General features: G+C 36.9%; 20 protein-coding genes. 12 read left to right on the forward strand and 8 right to left on the reverse strand.

Going from position 1 to position 19,703, the window contains the following annotated elements; translation table 11 throughout:
- Positions 1-99: 99 nt before the first annotated feature.
- The 3 genes from ppc to QFZ31_RS13835 all read right to left on the reverse strand — a co-directional run bounded on the left by ppc (position 100) and on the right by QFZ31_RS13835 (position 4,736).
- A complete protein-coding gene (ppc, locus tag QFZ31_RS13825) occupies positions 100-2,862 on the reverse strand; it encodes a phosphoenolpyruvate carboxylase (RefSeq protein ID WP_307303606.1) in 2,763 nt (920 codons plus the stop codon).
- 141 nt (positions 2,863-3,003) lie between these two features.
- Complete coding sequence (locus QFZ31_RS13830) at positions 3,004-3,453, reverse strand: CoxG family protein (protein ID WP_307303608.1); 450 nt, start codon at positions 3,451-3,453, stop codon at positions 3,004-3,006.
- 107 nt (positions 3,454-3,560) lie between these two features.
- Positions 3,561-4,736 carry an LL-diaminopimelate aminotransferase gene (locus QFZ31_RS13835; protein WP_307303610.1) on the reverse strand — a complete coding sequence of 392 codons (1,176 nt, stop codon included), beginning with the start codon at positions 4,734-4,736 and terminating at the stop codon, positions 3,561-3,563.
- Between the two features lie 167 nt (positions 4,737-4,903).
- Between QFZ31_RS13835 and QFZ31_RS13840 the strand changes: the two genes are divergently transcribed.
- Positions 4,904-5,548 carry a YczE/YyaS/YitT family protein gene (locus QFZ31_RS13840; protein WP_307303611.1) on the forward strand — a complete coding sequence of 215 codons (645 nt, stop codon included), beginning with the start codon at positions 4,904-4,906 and terminating at the stop codon, positions 5,546-5,548.
- 23 nt (positions 5,549-5,571) lie between these two features.
- Here QFZ31_RS13840 and QFZ31_RS13845 read toward each other — a convergent pair whose 3' ends face one another.
- The gene (locus QFZ31_RS13845) at positions 5,572-6,174 is read right to left on the reverse strand and encodes a hypothetical protein (RefSeq protein WP_307303613.1); all 603 of its coding nucleotides are present in this window, start codon (positions 6,172-6,174) and stop codon (positions 5,572-5,574) included.
- 300 nt (positions 6,175-6,474) lie between these two features.
- Here QFZ31_RS13845 and QFZ31_RS13850 point away from each other — a divergent pair, with 300 nt between their 5' ends.
- On the forward strand, positions 6,475-7,056 hold the full coding sequence (locus QFZ31_RS13850; protein ID WP_307303614.1) for a hypothetical protein: 582 nt from the start codon (positions 6,475-6,477) through the stop codon (positions 7,054-7,056).
- A gap of 49 nt (positions 7,057-7,105) precedes the next feature.
- Here the strand turns inward: QFZ31_RS13850 and pabA are convergent, their stop codons facing one another.
- Positions 7,106-7,690, reverse strand: a complete 585-nt coding sequence (gene pabA / locus QFZ31_RS13855) for an aminodeoxychorismate/anthranilate synthase component II (protein ID WP_307303616.1) — start codon at positions 7,688-7,690, stop codon at positions 7,106-7,108.
- Between the two features lie 145 nt (positions 7,691-7,835).
- Positions 7,836-8,030 carry an IDEAL domain-containing protein gene (locus QFZ31_RS13860; protein WP_063251478.1) on the reverse strand — a complete coding sequence of 65 codons (195 nt, stop codon included), beginning with the start codon at positions 8,028-8,030 and terminating at the stop codon, positions 7,836-7,838.
- A gap of 614 nt (positions 8,031-8,644) precedes the next feature.
- Between QFZ31_RS13860 and QFZ31_RS13865 the strand changes: the two genes are divergently transcribed.
- From QFZ31_RS13865 to QFZ31_RS13885, 5 genes are read left to right on the forward strand one after another with little or no spacing between them, the layout of a single operon-like run.
- A complete protein-coding gene (locus QFZ31_RS13865; protein WP_307303618.1) occupies positions 8,645-9,490 on the forward strand; it encodes a hypothetical protein in 846 nt (281 codons plus the stop codon).
- A 40-nt stretch (positions 9,491-9,530) separates the two neighbouring features.
- Complete coding sequence (locus tag QFZ31_RS13870; RefSeq protein WP_307303619.1) at positions 9,531-10,235, forward strand: ABC transporter ATP-binding protein; 705 nt, start codon at positions 9,531-9,533, stop codon at positions 10,233-10,235.
- Positions 10,232-10,969: an ABC transporter permease subunit gene (locus QFZ31_RS13875; protein ID WP_307303621.1), complete on the forward strand. Its 738-nt coding sequence runs from the start codon at positions 10,232-10,234 to the stop codon at positions 10,967-10,969. Before QFZ31_RS13870 ends, QFZ31_RS13875 begins: the two co-directional genes overlap by 4 nt.
- A gap of 18 nt (positions 10,970-10,987) precedes the next feature.
- Positions 10,988-12,460: a sensor histidine kinase gene (locus QFZ31_RS13880; protein WP_307303623.1), complete on the forward strand. Its 1,473-nt coding sequence runs from the start codon at positions 10,988-10,990 to the stop codon at positions 12,458-12,460.
- Positions 12,457-13,143, forward strand: a complete 687-nt coding sequence (locus tag QFZ31_RS13885) for a response regulator transcription factor (RefSeq protein WP_307303625.1) — start codon at positions 12,457-12,459, stop codon at positions 13,141-13,143. The genes QFZ31_RS13880 and QFZ31_RS13885 overlap by 4 nt, the downstream gene beginning before the upstream one ends.
- An 85-nt stretch (positions 13,144-13,228) precedes the next feature.
- Here the strand turns inward: QFZ31_RS13885 and QFZ31_RS13890 are convergent, their stop codons facing one another.
- On the reverse strand, positions 13,229-14,071 hold the full coding sequence (locus QFZ31_RS13890; protein WP_307303627.1) for an ABC transporter permease subunit: 843 nt from the start codon (positions 14,069-14,071) through the stop codon (positions 13,229-13,231).
- On the reverse strand, positions 14,064-14,978 hold the full coding sequence (locus QFZ31_RS13895; protein ID WP_307303628.1) for an ABC transporter ATP-binding protein: 915 nt from the start codon (positions 14,976-14,978) through the stop codon (positions 14,064-14,066). Before QFZ31_RS13895 ends, QFZ31_RS13890 begins: the two co-directional genes overlap by 8 nt.
- Positions 14,979-15,155: 177 nt before the next feature.
- Between QFZ31_RS13895 and QFZ31_RS13900 the strand changes: the two genes are divergently transcribed.
- The 5 genes from QFZ31_RS13900 (at position 15,156) to QFZ31_RS13920 (ending at position 19,661) form a co-directional block, all read left to right on the forward strand.
- On the forward strand, positions 15,156-15,869 hold the full coding sequence (locus QFZ31_RS13900) for a response regulator transcription factor (protein WP_307303630.1): 714 nt from the start codon (positions 15,156-15,158) through the stop codon (positions 15,867-15,869).
- Positions 15,866-17,227: a sensor histidine kinase gene (locus tag QFZ31_RS13905; protein ID WP_307303631.1), complete on the forward strand. Its 1,362-nt coding sequence runs from the start codon at positions 15,866-15,868 to the stop codon at positions 17,225-17,227. The genes QFZ31_RS13900 and QFZ31_RS13905 overlap by 4 nt, the downstream gene beginning before the upstream one ends.
- A 67-nt stretch (positions 17,228-17,294) precedes the next feature.
- Positions 17,295-18,029, forward strand: coding sequence for a PepSY domain-containing protein (locus tag QFZ31_RS13910; protein WP_307303633.1), 735 nt, complete (start codon positions 17,295-17,297; stop codon positions 18,027-18,029).
- A gap of 128 nt (positions 18,030-18,157) precedes the next feature.
- On the forward strand, positions 18,158-18,706 hold the full coding sequence (locus QFZ31_RS13915) for a PepSY domain-containing protein (protein ID WP_307303635.1): 549 nt from the start codon (positions 18,158-18,160) through the stop codon (positions 18,704-18,706).
- A gap of 184 nt (positions 18,707-18,890) precedes the next feature.
- Positions 18,891-19,661, forward strand: coding sequence for an alpha/beta fold hydrolase (locus tag QFZ31_RS13920; protein ID WP_306072396.1), 771 nt, complete (start codon positions 18,891-18,893; stop codon positions 19,659-19,661).
- Positions 19,662-19,703 lie beyond the last annotated feature (42 nt).

Consider the following 19,703-nt stretch of genomic DNA (forward strand, 5'->3'; position numbering starts at 1 on the left):
CATTCATTTTTTAATATTTCACAGAATGTTCAAAACTAGTTTCACACTCTAATAAAAAAACGCTCCTCACGGTTAAGGGAGAGGAGCGTTTTTCACTGATCAACCAGTATTACGTAAACCTGCTGAGATTCCACTAATAGTTAGTAGTACCTCGGTTAATAGTTCGTCTGATGGTTCGTCTTGGTTTCTTAATTCCTTAATTAATTCTACCTGTAGGAAGTTTAAAGGATCAACATAAGGATTTCGACGATAGACTGAGTCTTTAATGTTTGGGGTATTATCCAGTAGTTCATTATCCCCTGTAATTTTGAGTAGAATCGCTTTCGTTCTTTCATATTCTTCAAGGATATTCGAGAAAATTCGCTCAGCAATTTTCTGATCTTCCACCAATGATAAATATTCTTTTGCAGTTGTGATATCTGCTTTCATCAATGCCATTTGAAGATTATCAATGGTGGATCGGAAAAATGGCCAATTTTCATACATTTGCTGTAATTGTTGTAAATTTTGTTCACTTTTTTGAGCATAACTTTCTAATCCAGTTCCTGCTGCATACCAAGCTGGAAGGAGCTGCCTGCTTTGTGTCCAAGCAAAAACCCATGGAATAGCTCTTAAATCCTCGAAGCGGCCACGATTTTTTCTACTCATTGGTCTTGAACCGATGTTTAAGTCACCAAGTTCTCTTAATGGGGTTGCTTCATTAAAGTAGGTTAAAAAGTCTGTATCTCCAAAAACGAGCGACTGATACTTTTTAAGTGCTGCGCTAGAAATCTGTTCAATTGCCGACTCCCAACCTTCATCCCTCAAATTACCAGGCTCTGCCTCTTTTGATACATGAGCTGTTGCGAGCATGAGAGTTGAAGTTGCCTGTTCTAAACTCCTATAAGCAATGTCTTCAAGCAGATAACGGGAAGATAAAACTTCACCCTGCTCAGTAATTTTCACTCCATCACCAATGGTTTCGGCCGGTTGAGACAATAAACTTTTGTTTAACGGACCGCCTCCGCGCCCAAGTGAACCGCCTCGACCATGGAAAAACTTTAATCCAATATGGTACTTGCTTGCCATCTCATGAATTTCAAGCTGAGCTTTATAAAGCTTCCAGTTTGCCGTTAACGTCCCGCCGTCTTTACTGCCGTCTGAATATCCAAGCATAATTTCCTGCTGGTCATTCATAACTTTCAAGTGGTTTCGATATACAGGCATTTGGAACAAAGTTTCCATAATTTTAGGTCCTGCCGTCAAATCATCAATCGTTTCTAATAGTGGTGCCACATTTAATTGACTTTCTACCGTTCCATCTGCATGGAGTCTATAAATTCCAGCCTCTTTTGCCAAAACTAACACTTCAAGTAAGTCACTTGCCGACTTTGTCATACTTACAAGATAAACAGAAATGGAACGTTTTCCAAATACTTTATGGGCATTGCTAATCATCTGAAACACCTGAATCATTTGCTGTGTTTCTGGTGAATAATCTTCGTTTAATAGTAGAAGCGGACGTGGGTCCATTAAGATGCTTTCTAGTATTTTGACCTTTTCATCTTCTGAAAGCTCAGCATAATTACCCGAAATTTGCACTTTACGTAAAATCTCAGTAATAGCTGCCTCATGCTCACCACTATGATTACGAATATCAAGTGTTGCTAAATGAAAACCGAAGAGTTGTACTTGACGGATTAGCTTTTGGATTGTTTTTAATTCATGTGCTGCAGGATGATGGTTATTTAAACTTCTTTTCACTACATATAAATCTTCTAATAATTCTTCAGCAGAAAGATAACCTAAATCTGATTTACCTACTTGTTTCAAGCGTTCAATGATAATAGCAAATTTACGGCGGTATACTTCCCCTTCAACTGGCCATTTCTTATCATCGGTCAGATACTTGTTTTCTTCCACCTCTAAGGATTGGACTAATTCATCACTGACTTCCACCCGGGAAGTGGAATGACTGTAACGTTTCATGAGATCGACTAAAACTTTTTTATATTTCTTTAAGACAAGCTTTCGCTGCTTATGTAATGTCTCCCACGTTATTTCCGGAGTAACATTTGGATTACCATCCCGGTCTCCGCCTATCCATGATCCAAATCTAAGAAAATTAGGGACATCCCATTGTTTCGCGGAGTAATTCTTTTCTAGACAAATCTCTACTTCACGATGGATTTCTGGAAGGACTTCAAATAAGGTCTGATCAAAATAATACAGCCCGTTCCGAACCTCATCTAGTACAGTTGGCTTATTATGGCGAAGTTCATCTGTCTGCCAAAGAATCGTTACTTCATTAAACAGACTCTCTTCAAGCTTGCTTCGCTCTCTTTTTGTTAATAAAGGATAATCGAGTTTCTTCAAGATTACAGCAATTCGTTGTTGTATTTCTAAGATTGAACGCTTCGCCGCTTCTGTAGGATGTGCAGTAATAACCAGCTCTAGAGATAGTTTGTTTAATACCTCTTGAATCATATCCTCATTAATATTGTTCTCTTTTAAAGAGAGTATCGCACTTTCGATAGAATCCGGCTGAACAATTGAATCATCTTCAAGTTGATATTGCCTTCTCCTGCGAATACGGTGATTTTGTTCAGCGATATTTATCAAATGAAAATACATTGAAAATGCACGGATAACCTGCTTTCTCATTGGGCTCTTCAGGTTTGCAATTTCATCCTTTAATTCGGAATAAATTTCGTTATCAAAATGAGTTCTAAGTGTTTTACACATTAGACGAATTTTTTCCACTTTATCGAATAGTTCAGTTCCGCCATGGCTGACTAGAATCTCTCCTAGAATTTGGCCTAGTAATTTTACATCGCGGCGAAGTGGAAGACTGCTGTCATTCACCTTTAATTCTGTACTCATCCTTTCACCCTCCCTGTACTAGTAAATTAACTAAATTTTTTATTTATTAATATAACATAATTTTTGGTCGCATGTTAAAAAATTTTTTAATTATTAAAAAAAAACAATCCGAATTTTTTTCCGGATTGTTAGATTTCACCATTACCTTTTGTTAAATTCTTCTAGTTTAGAGGAGATGGCTGCTGCCACTTCTTCCGTTGATTTTGGAATTGCATTTTTAAAAAGTGTATTAGCCAATGAACCTAATGCCCCACTAGCATTAATTTCTAGAAATCCAGTCAGCAATGTTTTCTTCTGATTAACTGCATGTGCTTCAAAATAACCCTCACCAATATATTTTTCATTGGTTCGCCTTAATTCAAAGCTTATCCTCGTTGGTTCATTCCACTCTTTAATATCAATAACTAAGCATACTTTTTTCTTCATTATACCTAGGTCACTTTTAAATTCCCATGTTATTATGCTGTCATTAATTTGCTCATGCTGTATATAACCAGGCACGAGTGGTGCCCAATTATTTGCATCCCTGATGAAGTCCCAAATCACGTTTATCGGGATAGCTACTTCTATTTGTTGTTTTTCACTAGGCATATGGTATCCCTCTTTCATCTCAAATGTAAAAGACCTTCAATGCTGAAGGTCTTTTTTTATTTATATGATTTATAGTGTCTATATAGAAGATTGAAATTGCCGTTGTTTTAGCGTGCATATTCGACTAGGAATTGATGAATCCTTGCTGCTGCTTCTGAGAGTCTCTCCGCTGGCTGTACTAATGCAATTCGAACGTAGCCTTCGCCTTGTTTTCCGAATGCGTCACCTGGGATCACCGCTACTCCAGCGTGATTGATTAATTCAAAGGCAAACTGTCTTGATGTCCATCCATCAGGGATTTTTGCCCAAAGAAACATCGTTGCGGGTGACTTAGCCAGCTGCCAGCCACTTTTTTCCAGTCCAGCCATAAGGATATCTCTGCGAAACTCGTACTCCTCTACCTGCTCCTTTAGTAGCGTGTAATCCAATGTAAGTGCAGCAGCAGCTGCTTTTTGAATAGGATAAAATACCCCGTAATCAATTTGTGATTTAAAGGTTCCCAGGATGTTTAATGCCTGTTCATTGCCGACAACGTATCCAATCCGGCAGCCTGCTAAATTAAATGTTTTTGATAAAGAATTAAATTCAATACCAACCTCCTTCGCACCTGGAACAGACATGAAACTTATTTGTGGATGGTTGTCATAGATTAATTCTGAGTAGGCGAAATCATGAACAACTAAAATATTGTGATGTTTTGCAAAATCAATTACCTTTTCAAAAAAGCACCTATCCGCCAGCGCTGTTACAGGATTACCAGGATAACTAAGGATCATCATTTTGGTATTTTCCAAGATATGGAGCGGAATATCATCTAGAATAGGTAAAAAGTTATTTTCTGCTAATAAGGCAAAAGGGTACAGAACACCGCCCGCAATGGTAACACTCGCTTCGTAAATAGGATAACCTGGGTCCGGTACTAATACATAATCCCCTGGGTTAATAATCGCTGTTGCTAAATGCGCAAGGCCATCCTGTGACCCCATTAATTGGAGCACTTCTTTTTCTGGATCAATGTCTACAGCATACCGCTGCTTATAAAAGAAAGAAACAGCCTCATGAAATTCTGGTATTCCCTTCAGGGTGTATCCGTAATTTGCTGTGTTACTCGCATATTTCACTAGTTCTTCCACTACAAAAGCAGGAGGCGGTAAATCAGGGCTTCCCACACTTAAATCAATAACATCAAGCCCCCTGTTTATTGCTTGCCGTTTTAGATCAGCAACCTCTTGAAATATACTTGCCGTTAGTTTTTGAACTTTTTTAGAAGCAACGAGATTCATAGATTTATCCCCTCAATTATGTAATTAACCGATTTTATTGATTCATTTTAACAAATTTTATCTATTTATAAAATTCTTTCTACTCCAATATTCTAAAAAGGATTGATTATCGAATCGACTTCTTTTAAGATTTAGGATAATTGACAGTTAATAAAAATGGAGGTAACGTGCAGGTGAAAGTAATTCGGTATGTAATTTTTTTATTGGGATTGACCTTCTTTGGTTTAGGTAATGCCATTGCCGTAAAGGTTAAGCATGTTGGTTTACATCCCTGGGAGGTTTTAAATGTCGCTTTATATGAACATTTCGGACTTACTATTGGTACTTGGGGAGTAATTTGCGGGTTACTATTGGTTAGCATCTCTTATTTTACAGCAAGAAAGTATATTAAAATTGGAACTTTCCTAAATGCCCTTTTAATTGGACCGATTATGGACTTTTTTTTATGGATAGATATATTACCCGAGCCAACTCATTCATGGGTAGATTATCTTATACTGTTTTGTGCCATTGTCATTGCTGGTATTGGCGGGGGAATGTATGTTGCGGCAGGTCTTGGTGCCGGACCACGAGATGGTTTTATGCTTTACATTTCAAATAAGACGAAATTATCGGTAAGCCAAGCACGTATCCTTGTTGAAAGTTGTGTTTTAATTATTGGTTTTATATTAGGAGGACCCGTATTTATAGCCACCTTCCTCTATACATTTATCCAAAGTCCAGTATTCCAAAGGTCCATGGCTTTTTTTAGTAGTTTAATTGAATTGTTTAAAAGTAAGAATAAACAAATGAGAGAAGACGTGTATTTATAACAGACACGTCTTCTCTCATTCTACTAGATAACTTCTATTCTATCAGTATTAAAATCGTGATAATATTTTTGATGAGCTAAATCGTTTAAATCCTGTTCATTTGCTTCTTCAAAATAGGATGATAATTTTCCTTCATAGACTAATTCCAAAGAATTAGATTCTTTTATGTCATCTGGAGTAACAAGTGAAAGCGGCTTTTGTTTATTGATTTTCACACCTGATTCCTCAAGAAGAGCGGCAACGAAATGGGAACAAAAAAATGCATTTTTTCGATCCAGCTCTAAATTGAACATGACAGCGAAAAGACCTAATAAATTATAGCGATAATCCCTCTTATTTTTTTCAATTTCATTAATTTTTCGACAAATCGTATCATACTGCATTTCAGATATCGTACAACAATAAATAGCACAATCAGCATTGCGAAATATGCCGCCACGGATATTTTCTCGAACAAAACCAGCTAGGAAAGGATTGCGAGGTCTTTTTCTTCCAAAACTATAGACGTCCCATAATTGGTCATCTAATGCGATGGAAGCATGATTATGAGGCTTCTTCGTATATAGTTTAATAATTTTCGTTAAAACCGTCCCAGTATCAGTAAGAAGTACGTAAATCTTCCTCATCCTATATTCCCCCTTCATTTTCTATAGGAAGGGATTTCTCTCCTTATATCCCTTAATGAAATCGATCTTTTATTTTATTTTAACGTGTCTATCTTCAGGCTCACACAATCTCGAGCATGATTTTAAACTAAGACTTAAGACTTACCCTGGTAACGGGATTTCTCTTTATGCTCTTATATTATAATTTACTAAATTAAATTCCCCATAGAAACACATTTTTCCTGTTTTTTTTATAAAATTTACCCATTTTTAACAATTCAAGCATAAAATAATACATTCATGATATAAGGGGTGTAATTAATGGGATTATATATTAACAATGGCAAACATCCTAAAGTTTATAAAAATAAGATGAAGATATCTGAACCAAACCAAAAGGTGGTGAGGCGAGATTATCTTTCAGAAGTAATAGACGAGCAGCACCAAGCAAATGTTTCACTCCTAAACGCTATCAATGAGATGAAACACCAATATCGAAACCAAGAGGTGGTACAAGCAAATAATTTGGATAAAATATCAAATCAATTAAATGAAATTAGCACTAGTAACCAAAAGCATACTGAATATGAAGAATTAATTATTCATTTATTGAAAACACAAGAGGAACTACAAAAACAATTATCCGAAAAGATCAGTAAACAAGAAGAGTTTCAAACAGGGGTATTAACTCGGTTGGACCAACAAGAAGCATTGACAGAGAAAATTTCTAGGCAATTAAATCATATTCGCTCGATTCTTTTTGAAAGGACTAATTACCTTGCAGAAAAAATTGATGAAGGATATAAGATTACTTCTTCCTATGTTTATAATCTAATGACTGGTTCAGACCAGCCCATAACATTTTATTTAATGAACAATAAAAAAGGCGAAAAACAAAAATAGACCGGTGCCATAAACAATGGCGCCGTTTTTTTGCTTTTCTCTTTTGTACCTAAATCGCTTCAACTTTTCCATAGTAATGAACAAAGTTTTTTAGAATCTCTTTTCCACATGAGGTTAAGATCGATTCAGGGTGAAACTGAACACCTTCGAGTGGAAGTTCTGTATGCCGAATTGCCATAATTTCCCCATTCTCCGTCCACGCGGATATCTCAAAACAAGGTGGCAGCGTCTCCCTTTTGACGATCAAAGAGTGATACCTCGTTGCCGGAAATGGATTTGGCAATCCTTTAAATATTGTTTTTCCATCATGGTATATGTCAGAGGTTTTTCCATGCATTAATTGCGCAGCAGGAACAACATCACCTTCGTATGCTTGAGCAATAGATTGGTGCCCAAGACAAACTCCCAAAATGGGAATAACTCCTGAAAATGTCTTTATAACCTCTAGGCTTATTCCAGCCTCACTAGGATTACCTGGACCAGGGGAAATCATTAAGAATTCGGGTTCCATCTTTCTAATTTCATCTAAGCTGGTTTGGTCGTTCCGCTTTACGACCAAATCCTCCCCCAGCTCCCCTAGGTATTGAACTAAGTTAAAGGTAAAAGAATCATAATTATCGACCATAAAAATCATTATTGCTCACCTATTTCCCTTCAAACCATACATTTTCATTTTAGTATCAGTTTTTTTCATCATACATGAATATCAAATACAAAAGAAGCCCTTTCTACTATGAAAAGGGCTTCCAATATGAATTAAGTCTGTTAGGTAACTTTTGCTATGAGATTTTCTTTAATTCCTCAGATAACTTGAGGAATGCTTCTTTATTTCTTTCTTGTAGGGAGAGGTCGATTTCCTTACGGAGCACTTCTCTTCTAAATTCAATCAAGGCGTGGTTTAAAAACATCTCAGCAATTACAGAATCGTTGTTCTCATCAGTTTGTTGTGGTGAATTTAATAATCTCTTTTCCATGGAAATCAACTCCTTGAGCTTTTTTTAATTATACTGTTAATTATCTAAAAATTCAAACACTTTGTTTGTTATTTTCAAAAGAAATTTTTTCCTACTCTTTTTCTGCATTTAACTTGTCTGTTGATTTCCTCTCCACTAAGGAAAGCTTCTTCGAATAATCACCGCAGGGACAGGCGGTCTTTGTCTGTCACGAGGCACTTCGCGCACCTTAGGGCGGTTCGGGGAGCCTGTCTAGCTACAGCGCCTAGCCCCTCGAGTCGCTTCGGTCCTAACGATGAAGTCAAAGAGCGACTTCAACGCCAGGCCCTCCAGCGCTTGTCGGGGCTGGACAAGGCGCTTCCGCTTTTCCTTCTCCTCGGGCGCTTTGCGCCTGCGGGGTCTCCCCTGCCCCGTCCTCCGGCAGGACATTGAATTTCTTCATCGAATTTGCCCACGCACGAAGAAAATGCGATAGCATTTTCGAGGAGTCTTCGTGCCTTCCGTTCCAATAAACAGAGTGCCAAAATAAAGAAAACTGCCTTAATTTAAGAAAAATTTAATAGTTTATTTAGATTGCTTTTATAACTTCTTATTAGACTATGATTGTAACAAATTAATGATTGGAGGAAATGTTTATGAATAAGAAGCTTTTGGCGGTTATTGGGATCAGTGGAACGATTATGTTGGGCAGTGTCTATTCGATTTCAGCAAATACATCTGGTTACGACCTATACAAGGAAGCTTTAAAGAAAACTCATACAGCTGAGAGCGCGACGTTGGATATTAACCTTAACATTGAGGACAACAAAAAGTCTATAGTATCATCCCATTCGATTTTTAAATCTGATTCGGTCAATCAATTAAACTCCATCTCTACTCGTTTATCCAACGAATCAGAAGTTAGCAATATGAACATGTACAAGCAGGCTGGGAATTGGTATGTAATAAAGGATGGACTAGATACAGTTTACAAAATGGATATGTCAAAAAATCCTCATCACAGCAATACAGCTGAATTGAAGGATGATGTAGAGAATCTCATCGATGTTATGACAAAAAATCTTCAACAGCAAATTACAGTCGCAGAAAAGAAAGACGGCAATCACGTAATTGAGCTTGATTTAACTGGAAAAGAAATTCCTCTATCTGCAAACGCTCTTAGTACGTTAATGATTAAACATGCTGTCATGCTTCAAGACAATAATGAAATTGAAAGCTCAGACTTTCACATTAAAGCGAAGCTTCCTGAATTGGATCACGAGATTACCATTAAGCAAGTCAAACTTACTGCACAGGTGGATAAAGAAAATTACATTGAACAACAGATTGTCAAGGTAATCGTAACAGGCAAAGATAAACAGGATACCAGACATGAACTAGTTCTTACTATTAATTTAAATGCAACTGACTACAATCAAACTACAGTAACGCCAGTTGAAATCCCTGCTGATAAAGTAGTCGAATTCAACCATGGTAGATAGTAATCATTAGTTAGTTAGTAAACAATAGAGGGTGACAATTTTGGAAAAAGCAGTGGTTATTACAGGAATGACCAAGCAATTCTCAAATGGCAGAGGTATACAGAATATTGACTTAACCATAAACCAAGGGGAGATCGTAGGGATCCTTGGTCCAAATGGAGCCGGTAAAACAACCTTGTTAAAATGCCTTACCGGTCTAACTTTTCCAGATAGAGGAAAAGTGGAGCTATTCGGCATCGACATTCAAAGTAATTATAAGGAAGCGATAAGTCCTGTAGGTGCTTTAATTGGACCTGCTGTTGCTTATGAAAAAATGTCACCCTATAAGAATCTAAAAATGATTTCTCGCTTGTATTCTGGTATTACCGATACAGATATTGATATGGTATTGCAACAAACAGGTCTAACTCCTTATAAAGACGAGAAAATTTCCTCCTTTTCTATGGGGATGAAGCAGCGTTTTGGGATTGCCTCAGCACTTATTTCCAAGCCGCGCTTGATCGTTTTAGATGAACCGACGAATGGCTTAGATATTGATGGTTTGCTTTCGTTAAGAAAAACAATACAGGAAATATCAAAACATTCTAGTGTAACTTTTGTAATTTCCAGTCACCATATATCGGAATTGGAAAAATTATGTAATCGATTTTATTTTCTCATCAATGGGGAAGTTTCATTATATGAAGCCGGTAACGAGCCATTAGAGGATGTATATGTCAGGAAGGTTGAGGTGGCAGTCAGATGAACACAATCAAAGCAAATACTTTTAATGAAATGCAAAAGCTGCTGACGAAAAAGGTTACAAAGCTTTTTCTGCTCTCTGCAATGCTCGTTCCTGTGCTGACTAAGCTTCTCGTAAATCATTTGTTTTTAAAAGATTGGATGGCGTTACCTATAGAAAATATAAATTTCACCTTGTTAGATTTATTTATAACCATTTTAATTCCTTTATTTATCTTTATCGCCGCTACAGATTTATTTACTGGAGAAGGTGAACGCGGAACTTTATTTCAAGTTAGACCGATCAGTCGAATAGAGCTTTTCTTGTCTAAAGTTATCGCGATTAGTGGTTTATGCTTATTGATTCTTTTATTGGAATGGTTGGCTGTGATGATTAGCAGCTCTGTTTTTGATAAAGCCTTCGACATAGCTGTTATTCCTTCTAGTCTAGGTGCCTTTATGGTGTCCTGGTTTCCCATTATCGTTCTAACCGCCTTTGCTGTTATGTTAGCACTCTTCGTTCATTCAAGTGTACTCGCTATTTCTGGTATGATTGTCCTATACTTATTCATGATGTTTATTCCATATGTTCTGCCTGGTACCTTATACTTACTGCCGTCTGCCTATTTAGATTGGTATATGCAGTGGCTTAGCGATGTGTCATTTCGGTGGATAATACAAACTGTCACCTATTTGTGCTCTTCCTTCGCATTGTTTTTTTCAATAGGCTATTATATGTTTAATAGAAAAGAAGCCTAACTGAAGGGTGTTTTTTCAATGTCTATTAAACTTCGGCTCATTCTTTCAAATATTGCGATGATTACCGTCCCAATTATTTTGTTTATGATTACCTCTTTTCTTTTAATCATTGTTTTTCTCGGCGATATCCGTGAAATGGCTAATTTCTTACCAGAAAGCCACAATTACCACAAAACAAAACAAGAGGATACATTATTTTTCCTCGAACTAAAGGAAAAGTCTGCTGTAAATCCTGTTGAATTATTAAGTACGAAGTATTTGGAATCACTGAATAGTGAGCTTAGTAGTATCGATTCTGGATTAATGATTCGTAAAAACGACGAGATATTCTACAGAACAGAAGATCTTGAAAAAGTACGCGCAGAGGAGTTGCCGGTATTTGGTACAGAAAGAAGCTTTCGCAGCTTAGAAGAAATCGGTGAACTGACTTTTGCCATGAAGCAGCACGATTTCTACTTACAGGATGGCAGTGAAGTCTCACTATTTTTAATGAGAGATGCAAGCCCATGGAATCAGTTTGTTCGAACCTTTTTTCCTATTTTATTCGGTTTATGTCTATTAATTTTAATTGCTACAAATGGGCTATTAGCCTATTTTGTATCCAAAAGTATTATAAAACCAATTAATCAATTAAAAAAGGCAGCCCATTTTATAAAGACTGGAGACCTCGAGCATTCCATTACAGCAGTGAGGAATGATGAGATTGGCCAATTAACACAAGCATTTGAAGAAATGAGGCTTCAATTAAAGCAGTCACACGAGATTCAAAAACAATATGAGGATAATCGAAAGGAATTAATTGCCCATATTTCTCATGATCTAAAAACACCGATTACTTCGATTAAAGGGTATATAGAAGGCATCCGTGATGGCGTAGCAGACACACCGGAAAAGAGAACCCGATATATCCAAACCATCTATACAAAGGCTGTGGATATGGACCATCTAATTGATGAATTATTCTTATTCTCGAAGCTGGATTTAGGTAAAATCCCCTTTGAATTTGAACGAATTGATATCAAAGATTATTTAACGGATTTTTTTGAAGAATTGAGCTTCGATCTTAGGAAACAGAATGTAGATTTACATTTCCGATTTGCCCCTCAGGGTCATTATTATGTTTCAGCGGACCGTGAAAAGTTTAAAAGGGTTCTATCCAATACTATTAACAATAGCTTGAAGTACATGGATAAGGATAAAAAGGAATTAATCATAACCATGCATTCTACTGACGAAAAAGTAGAGATTTCAATTGCAGATAACGGACCAGGAATCCCAGAAGAATCAATTCCTTTTATCTTTAATCAGTTTTATCGGGCCGAGCAATCCAGAAATAAATTAACCGGCGGCAGCGGATTAGGACTTTCCATCGCGAAAATGATTATTGAAGAACATAACGGTGTGATAAAATTGGAGAGCACATTAAATGTAGGAACAAAAATTACCATTTGTTTACCGAACGATACCTGCGCCGGGGAGACAATATTATGAAAAAAATATTAATCATAGAAGATGAAAAAAGCATTGCAGAATTAGAACAGGATTATTTAGAGATTAACGGCTTTCATACAGAAATGGTGCATACAGGAGATATCGGTCTTCAAAAGGCACTAACGCAGGATTATGATTTAATTCTGCTTGATGTCATGCTGCCAAACATTGACGGTTTTGAAATCTGTAAGAAGATAAGAAGTGTCAAGGATATCCCTATCATCATGGTTACTGCAAAAAAAGAAGAGATTGATAAGATTAGAGGTCTTGGACTAGGTGCCGATGATTATTTAGTTAAGCCCTTCAGTCCGAATGAAATGGTTGCTAGAGTGAAGGCACATTTATCCCGATATGAGAGATTATCAATGAAACCAACTACAGAATCACAAGGGATTTACATCCGTGGTTTATTTGTAGATCGATCTTCACGCCGTGTCTTTGTTAATAACAAAGAAATCACCTTAACAACAAAGGAATTCGATGTTCTCACCTTTCTGGCATTAAACCCTGACCAGGTCTTTAGCAAAGACCATCTATTTGAAAGAATCTGGGGCTACGACAGTAACGGAGACGTCTCCACCGTCACCGTCCATATACGCAAAATAAGAGAAAAAATCGAACACGACCCCTCCAACCCTGAATACATAGAAACTGTTTGGGGATCGGGCTATCGTTTTCATTAACTTTGTGAACACCTAAAAGGGTCACCTTGGTGACAGGCACCACCAAAAGACAGTGTCCACCCCAGGTGGACACTGTCTTTTGGTGTTAGTGTATTTGGCTTTGGAATAGAGTGTTACGGTTGTTGAATTTAGTTACTAGTTTTATTAGGAATAGGTTGCCTGCCAGTAAGACAAGTCCTATTAAGAATAATGTTAATGGGCTTAAGAAGAACAGTCCACTAGCCTGGCTAATCATGATTCCAACGATTGGCAGCACCAGTATTCCGCCAAATTGCTGAGCTTCTTGGAACGTTTTGACCTTGGCTGAAATTAAAACATTTAAAATGATATTAAATAGGACTAAAATCGGGATTACCCAAAACATTAAAATAATCCAGGTAGAGTTAAAGTACAAGATTACCTTAAAATACGGATACGTAATTACATTAACAATAATAAAACTACCGATAAATGCAGCAAACGAAATTCCTAATGATGGAATTAAGGAGGCCAACACTTTCCCAAGAAACAAGTCCTTGATGGAAATAGGTGAAAACAATAATGTTTCTAACGTGTTTCTTTCCTTTTCCCCTACAAAACTATTTGATGACGTAACCATTGAATTAATAATGGCTACCATCAAGAAAAAGGGAATCATCATAAAGGTTAAGAAAAAATAAACAAATTTATACCCAAGGGTCGGCAAGGCGATAAGAGTATTTCTCATATCCTCATTGGGAAAGTTTTCAATAAATGAATTTAGCGGTTTTTCTATTTCTTCTGAAGAAGTTCCTACTAAATCAAAGTGAATTCCAAAGTAGGCCATACAGGATGGCACCACAATACACATCAGAAATGCCACGATGACCATAGGCACCCAAACCTTTTTGGATGAAAATGTAGCTTTCATATCTTTCCATGCAATGGTTAAAATTGTCTGTTTATTCATCCACTTTTCCCCCCCTAATATGAAAATAAATCGCCTCGAGGCTTCTGTTGGTTATCTCGCAATTATGAACCCATGTCTCTTTAAGAATATTGGTTAATAAAGGAGTAATCTCTTCTTTCGTGGACAGCAAAAACTCCAATTGATTTGCCCCTTTTCTACTGTATATGCACCCCTTGTAGGTTGGGCTAGTCAAAGGCTTAAGACCGGTTTCTACTAATAACTTAATTTCCTTTAAGTATTTGTCCTCTAATTGGATCATCGTTCCGTTTTCTACGATTTTGCCATCTATTAAAAACAAATAGGAATCACAGATGGTTTCTAACTGATGTAGAACATGAGAGCATATTAAAATCGTTACCCCCTCTTCTTGATTCACCTTACGCAAATAATGGATAACTTCATTAATTCCTTCAGGGTCTAACCCATTCGTCGGTTCATCAAGAAAAAGCAGAATTGGATTATGCAGTAAAGCTTTCGCCAGTGCAATTCTTTTCTTCATGCCGGTAGAAAAGCTCCCAACTAATTGATCCTTAAAGCGCAGCATATCGAACTGGTCAAGTAAATGTATTATTCGCTTCGTATCCGCATGGCCATATATTTTTGAAAAAAAGACAAGATTATCCCATGCCGACATATCATGATAAAGACTTGCACTTTCTGTAACAATTCCAACCCTTTTTCTAATTTCATCGCCTTGTAATTTTGGATCAAAACCCATAACCTTCATTGTTCCAGTAGTTGCTTCAATTACTCCGTTTAATAAACGAATAATCGTTGTCTTTCCTGCCCCGTTTGGACCAAGCAGACCGTTGATACTTCCTTTCTTTATTGTAAAAGAAACATCCTTTAATATTTCACGTTGATTATATTGCTTGCAGACTTTATCTACCTCAATAATATTAGTCAAATTTCTCCCCCCATAACCTTCATCCATCTTTATAACGATTAAAGATGGGTAATCGTTCACAATAATTTAATATTTTTTTGATAGTCTCTTTAAAATATGAATGACCATATGTTCGAAAGGTTTTTGTATTTGTGTTGCCGAATAGAATGTAGAAATAAGAGATGAGGAGAATTCATTATGTCAGCAAAAAAAGGAAGTATTCTGGTAGTTGAAGATGAAGAAAAGATTGCAAGAGTATTAGAGCTTGAACTGGAATATGAGGGATACAAAGTAACGAAAGTAATCGACGGGCTTGAAGCACTCGAAGCCTATCGGACTGGCAGTTGGGATTTAATTTTATTAGATGTCATGCTGCCAGGATTAAGTGGGATTGAACTTCTTCGGAGAATTAGAAAAAATGATCTTCATACTCCGGTCATCCTATTAACAGCAAAAAGCTCTGTTGAAGACAAAGTATCCGGACTTGACTTGGGTGCCAATGATTATATAACAAAGCCCTTTGAAATTGAAGAGCTGTTAGCAAGAATACGTGCTGCCTTAAGAATCAAACGCGCTGAAGAAGAACAACCTGAGGATGAAAACGATAACCTGCTGCGATTTGCAGATTTATCAATAAATCAAAAATCTAGAGAAGTTATTCGAGGTGATGGGGAGTCCATTGATTTGACGCCAAGGGAATATGACTTACTCGTCTATCTAATGGTAAATAAACGACAGGTATTGAGCAGGGACCAAATTTTAGAGGCTGTATGGGGATATGACTTTTTCGGAGATACAAATGTTGTAGACGTTTATATTCGTTATGTTAGAAAAAAAATTGACCTACCACATCAGCCCTCGTTAATTCATACGGTTCGCGGCGTTGGTTATGTGATGAAGGATTCAAAATGAAACTGAGAAATAAAATTAACCTTTATACTGCTTTTTTATTTGCGTTATTGCTCCTCATCATAAATATCACTGTTTATTATTCATTCAGCAAATTAGTCCTCAACAGCGAACTTAGTACTGCGCATGATGAAATGAAAAATATATCTATGAATCTTGGAAAATCATTAGGAACGATATCTGAAGATACTCTTTTAAGATCTTACGTGCCTATAAACGGGATGATTCAAATTGTTACAAAGGACCAAAACGGCTCCTCTCCGTATACCAGCCCAGGTGCACATGACTTAAGTAAGAGGAAATCAGTATTTTATAGTAATGAAGTTAGTGAAACTCTTGAATACCAGGACCGGCTATTTAGCTTTGAATCTATGCCAATCTTATTGCAAGACGGAAGCATTGCCAATCTGCAGATAACCAAGAGTATGGAAACTGCAACCAATAATTTATCTACCCTTCGCCTTGTGTTAATTATGGTCACTCTGCTGGCGTTGATTCCTGTATTAATTTCCAGCCGGATTCTAAGCAATCTAATTACAAAGCCCGTAACCTCTATGATAAGAACGATGAAAGATATAAGGCAAAGCGGAGCTTTTAAGCGCCTAAAGCTTGAGGGCAGCTCGAAGGACGAACTCTTTCAAATGGGCCAAACCTTTAACCATATGATTGATTTGTTAGAAGTCAACTTTGAAAAGCAGAAACAATTTGTCTCCAATGCATCGCATGAACTTAAAACCCCTTTAACCATTATCGAAAGTTACGCAAGTCTTTTAAAAAGAAGAGGTTTAAAGGAGCCAAAGTTATTCTCTGAATCAATTGAAGCTATTCACTCAGAGGCAATCCGTATGAAAGAAATGACTGAACAGCTGTTAATGTTAGCTAGGCACCATGAACATTGGAATATTGAGCTTAACCAGTTAAACATTAGCCAGTTAATAACCCAAACAATCAAAGCATTTAAAAATGCTTATAATCGAGATATTGAATTTATCCAGGAGCATGATACTCCCCTATTCATTGAAACCGATGAAAAAAAGCTCAAGCAACTGCTGTTTATTTTTTTAGACAATGCTAGGAAATATAGTGATGGAACGATTTCGGTAGAACTTGGCCATGACCACGATGAAGTCTACATTAAAATAATTGATCATGGAATTGGTATTCCTGAAATTGACCTCCCTAAGGTGTTCGACAGGTTCTATCGGGTGGATAAAGCAAGAAGCAGAAAACAGGGAGGTTCTGGCCTTGGGTTGTCACTTGCAAAAGAAATTGCCGATGCAATCGGTGTTATCATACAACTAGATAGTGTGCTTGGTTCAGGAACTATCGTCACGATTCTGAGTAAAAAAATCGAAAAATAATAGCAATTTCTCATCACTTTCTCATGTTTATGTCAGAAAATAAATGGTACTAAGGTGGTGAAAAAAGGTGAAAAAATTTTCTTGGTTTTGGTTAACCATGTGCTCAATCATTATCGTTATTGTTTTGGTGAGCTGGCAGCAATTTGGAAAATTGTCTCCCTCTGCTGACATGTTAACAGAACAGGAAGCTCAGAAACTTGTTCAAGATCGTTATCAAGGAGAGGTGACATTGCTAAAGCTAGCTGATCAGCGATATCAAATAGAACTACTAAAACAGAATAAACTTTACGCCATCAAGCTTGATGCGAGAAGTGGAAAAATATTATCTTTTAATGAAAGTACAAAATTGACAGCACCAACTCCCGATTCTCCTTCTATAATAGAGCTGCCAGAAGAAGAACTAAAACAAATTGTACTCAATGCAATAAAAGGATCGCTTGTTTCTTTTGAGAAAGTTGATGCAAATCAACAACCTTCCTATAAAGCGATTGTGAAAGACGCTGACAATCAATCAACGATTATTGTGGACGCCGTTTCAGGTGCTATCCTGTCAATATCATCCGAAATCAATCAACCTCCTAAGCGATTAACTGAGAAGGAGGCAGTTATTATAGCTACTTCTCAGGTCCAAGGTGATGTAGATGATATTTGGCTAGATTCACAGGGGGACCAAACCTATTACTTTGTCAAAATAGAAGCAAGTGATGACCGTGACGCAACAGTCCAAATCCATGCTATCACAGGAGACGTAATTGTGTCTTGGGATGATCATAAAAGTAATAAAAATGACGATGATGATTAGTTCATAAGAAACGATTTTTCATAAACAAGCTTTTCTCATGAAATTCTAATGTTTCTTTCCTTTTACTCTCATATTCGGTGGATATACTGAAATTGTAGAAAGGTAATAAAAAAAAGGAGGAAATAATAATGAAAAAGAAAGTTTTAATAGGTGTAGTGTCATCGTTACTCGTTTTGGGTGGAGCTTTTGCAGTTGGTGCTTCAAAGAATGATACTCGTTCAGATGATTCCATTCATCTAGATGACAAATCGTCATTAATTAATCTTGGTACCCAAAGCTTGCCTGAAATGAAAGAAGGTCAGAAAATTGAGCTAGAAACAGAGCACGGTCAAACATTTTACAAGATAGAATCCGATGATGACAGCAGTAATTCAACTACTACTCAATCAGACACTTCGGATATATCCGTTGAAGAAGCAGCAAAAATTGCTACCAATGAGGTAAATGGAACTGTTACTGAGGTTGAAAAAGAAATGGAACATGGCAGAATGGAATATAAATTTGAGATACAGTCGAATCAAGGTGAAGTTGACGTTCGGGTAGATGCTGAAACTGGAAAAATAACACGAGTAGAGTTCGATGATGACAGCAGGGTTGATCGAGATGATGACAAAGATGATAAAAACCGCGTGGATGACAAGGGCGGAGGTTCTGATGACAACGGGATTGATGGATAATGATCTATAAAGGACAATCGTGAAAACGATTGTTCTTTTTGTCCACATATATGTAATTTACACCTATTAGTAATAATAAATAAAAAATGTATATATAATATGTTAATTACATCATTATACCTGTTTACACTATCCGAATTATGGCTAAAAAGAATACTATTATCAACCATAGGAGGTAGTTTATTTGGGTAAGATATTATCTGGAATCCCCTATTTACGAATGGGTGCTGGAGAACCTCTGGTTTTTATTCACGGTCTTGGAGAAATCAAGGAAGGCTGGTCCAATCAGTTTGAATTTGCACAACAGTATGACCTGATTATCCCAGATTTACGTGGACATGGAGAGTATATTACAGATGAGAAAATTTCTATCAAAAACTTTGCCTTGGATATAATCAATTTGTTAAAAGGTCTTGAGATTGAAAGCGCCCACATTTGTGGACTATCAATGGGCGGAATGGTTGCACAAGAGATCTATCGTCAAGCACCCGGCATGTGCCTGTCCCTTACTCTCGTAAGCACGTTTCATTATGCACCAAGACAATTCGGACAGCTCTTTTTAAAATATCGTAAGTTACGGACAGAATCAATTTCCCTTGAGGAGCAAAAGAATATTGCTGCACGTGTCTGCCTTTATTCGTGGACTGAGGAAAACTTTGAGAATTTCTATAAATTCTATCATCCTAATCGTGACTATTATTTACCTTCAATGAAGGCATGCCTTGAGGTGAATAATCTTTGTCTGCTTCCAATGATAAAGGTTCCAACATTAATTATTGGCGGTCAGTACGATACGGTAACCCCTGCTTGGATACAATTACTGATGCATAAACAAATTAGACATTCCGAATTTGTCATTTTTAGAAATACAGGGCATATTGCTAAGCTTGAGGCTAAAGAGGCATTTAACGAGGTTCTGCGAAACTTTTTAAACAAACATAAAAAAGCAAGTTAAGGGAAGGAACATCTTCCCTTCCCTCCCTAACCATTATATAAT

Origin of the sequence: Neobacillus niacini (assembly GCF_030817595.1) — a bacterium.
Taxonomy (GTDB): domain Bacteria; phylum Bacillota; class Bacilli; order Bacillales; family Cytobacillaceae; genus Neobacillus; species Neobacillus niacini_G.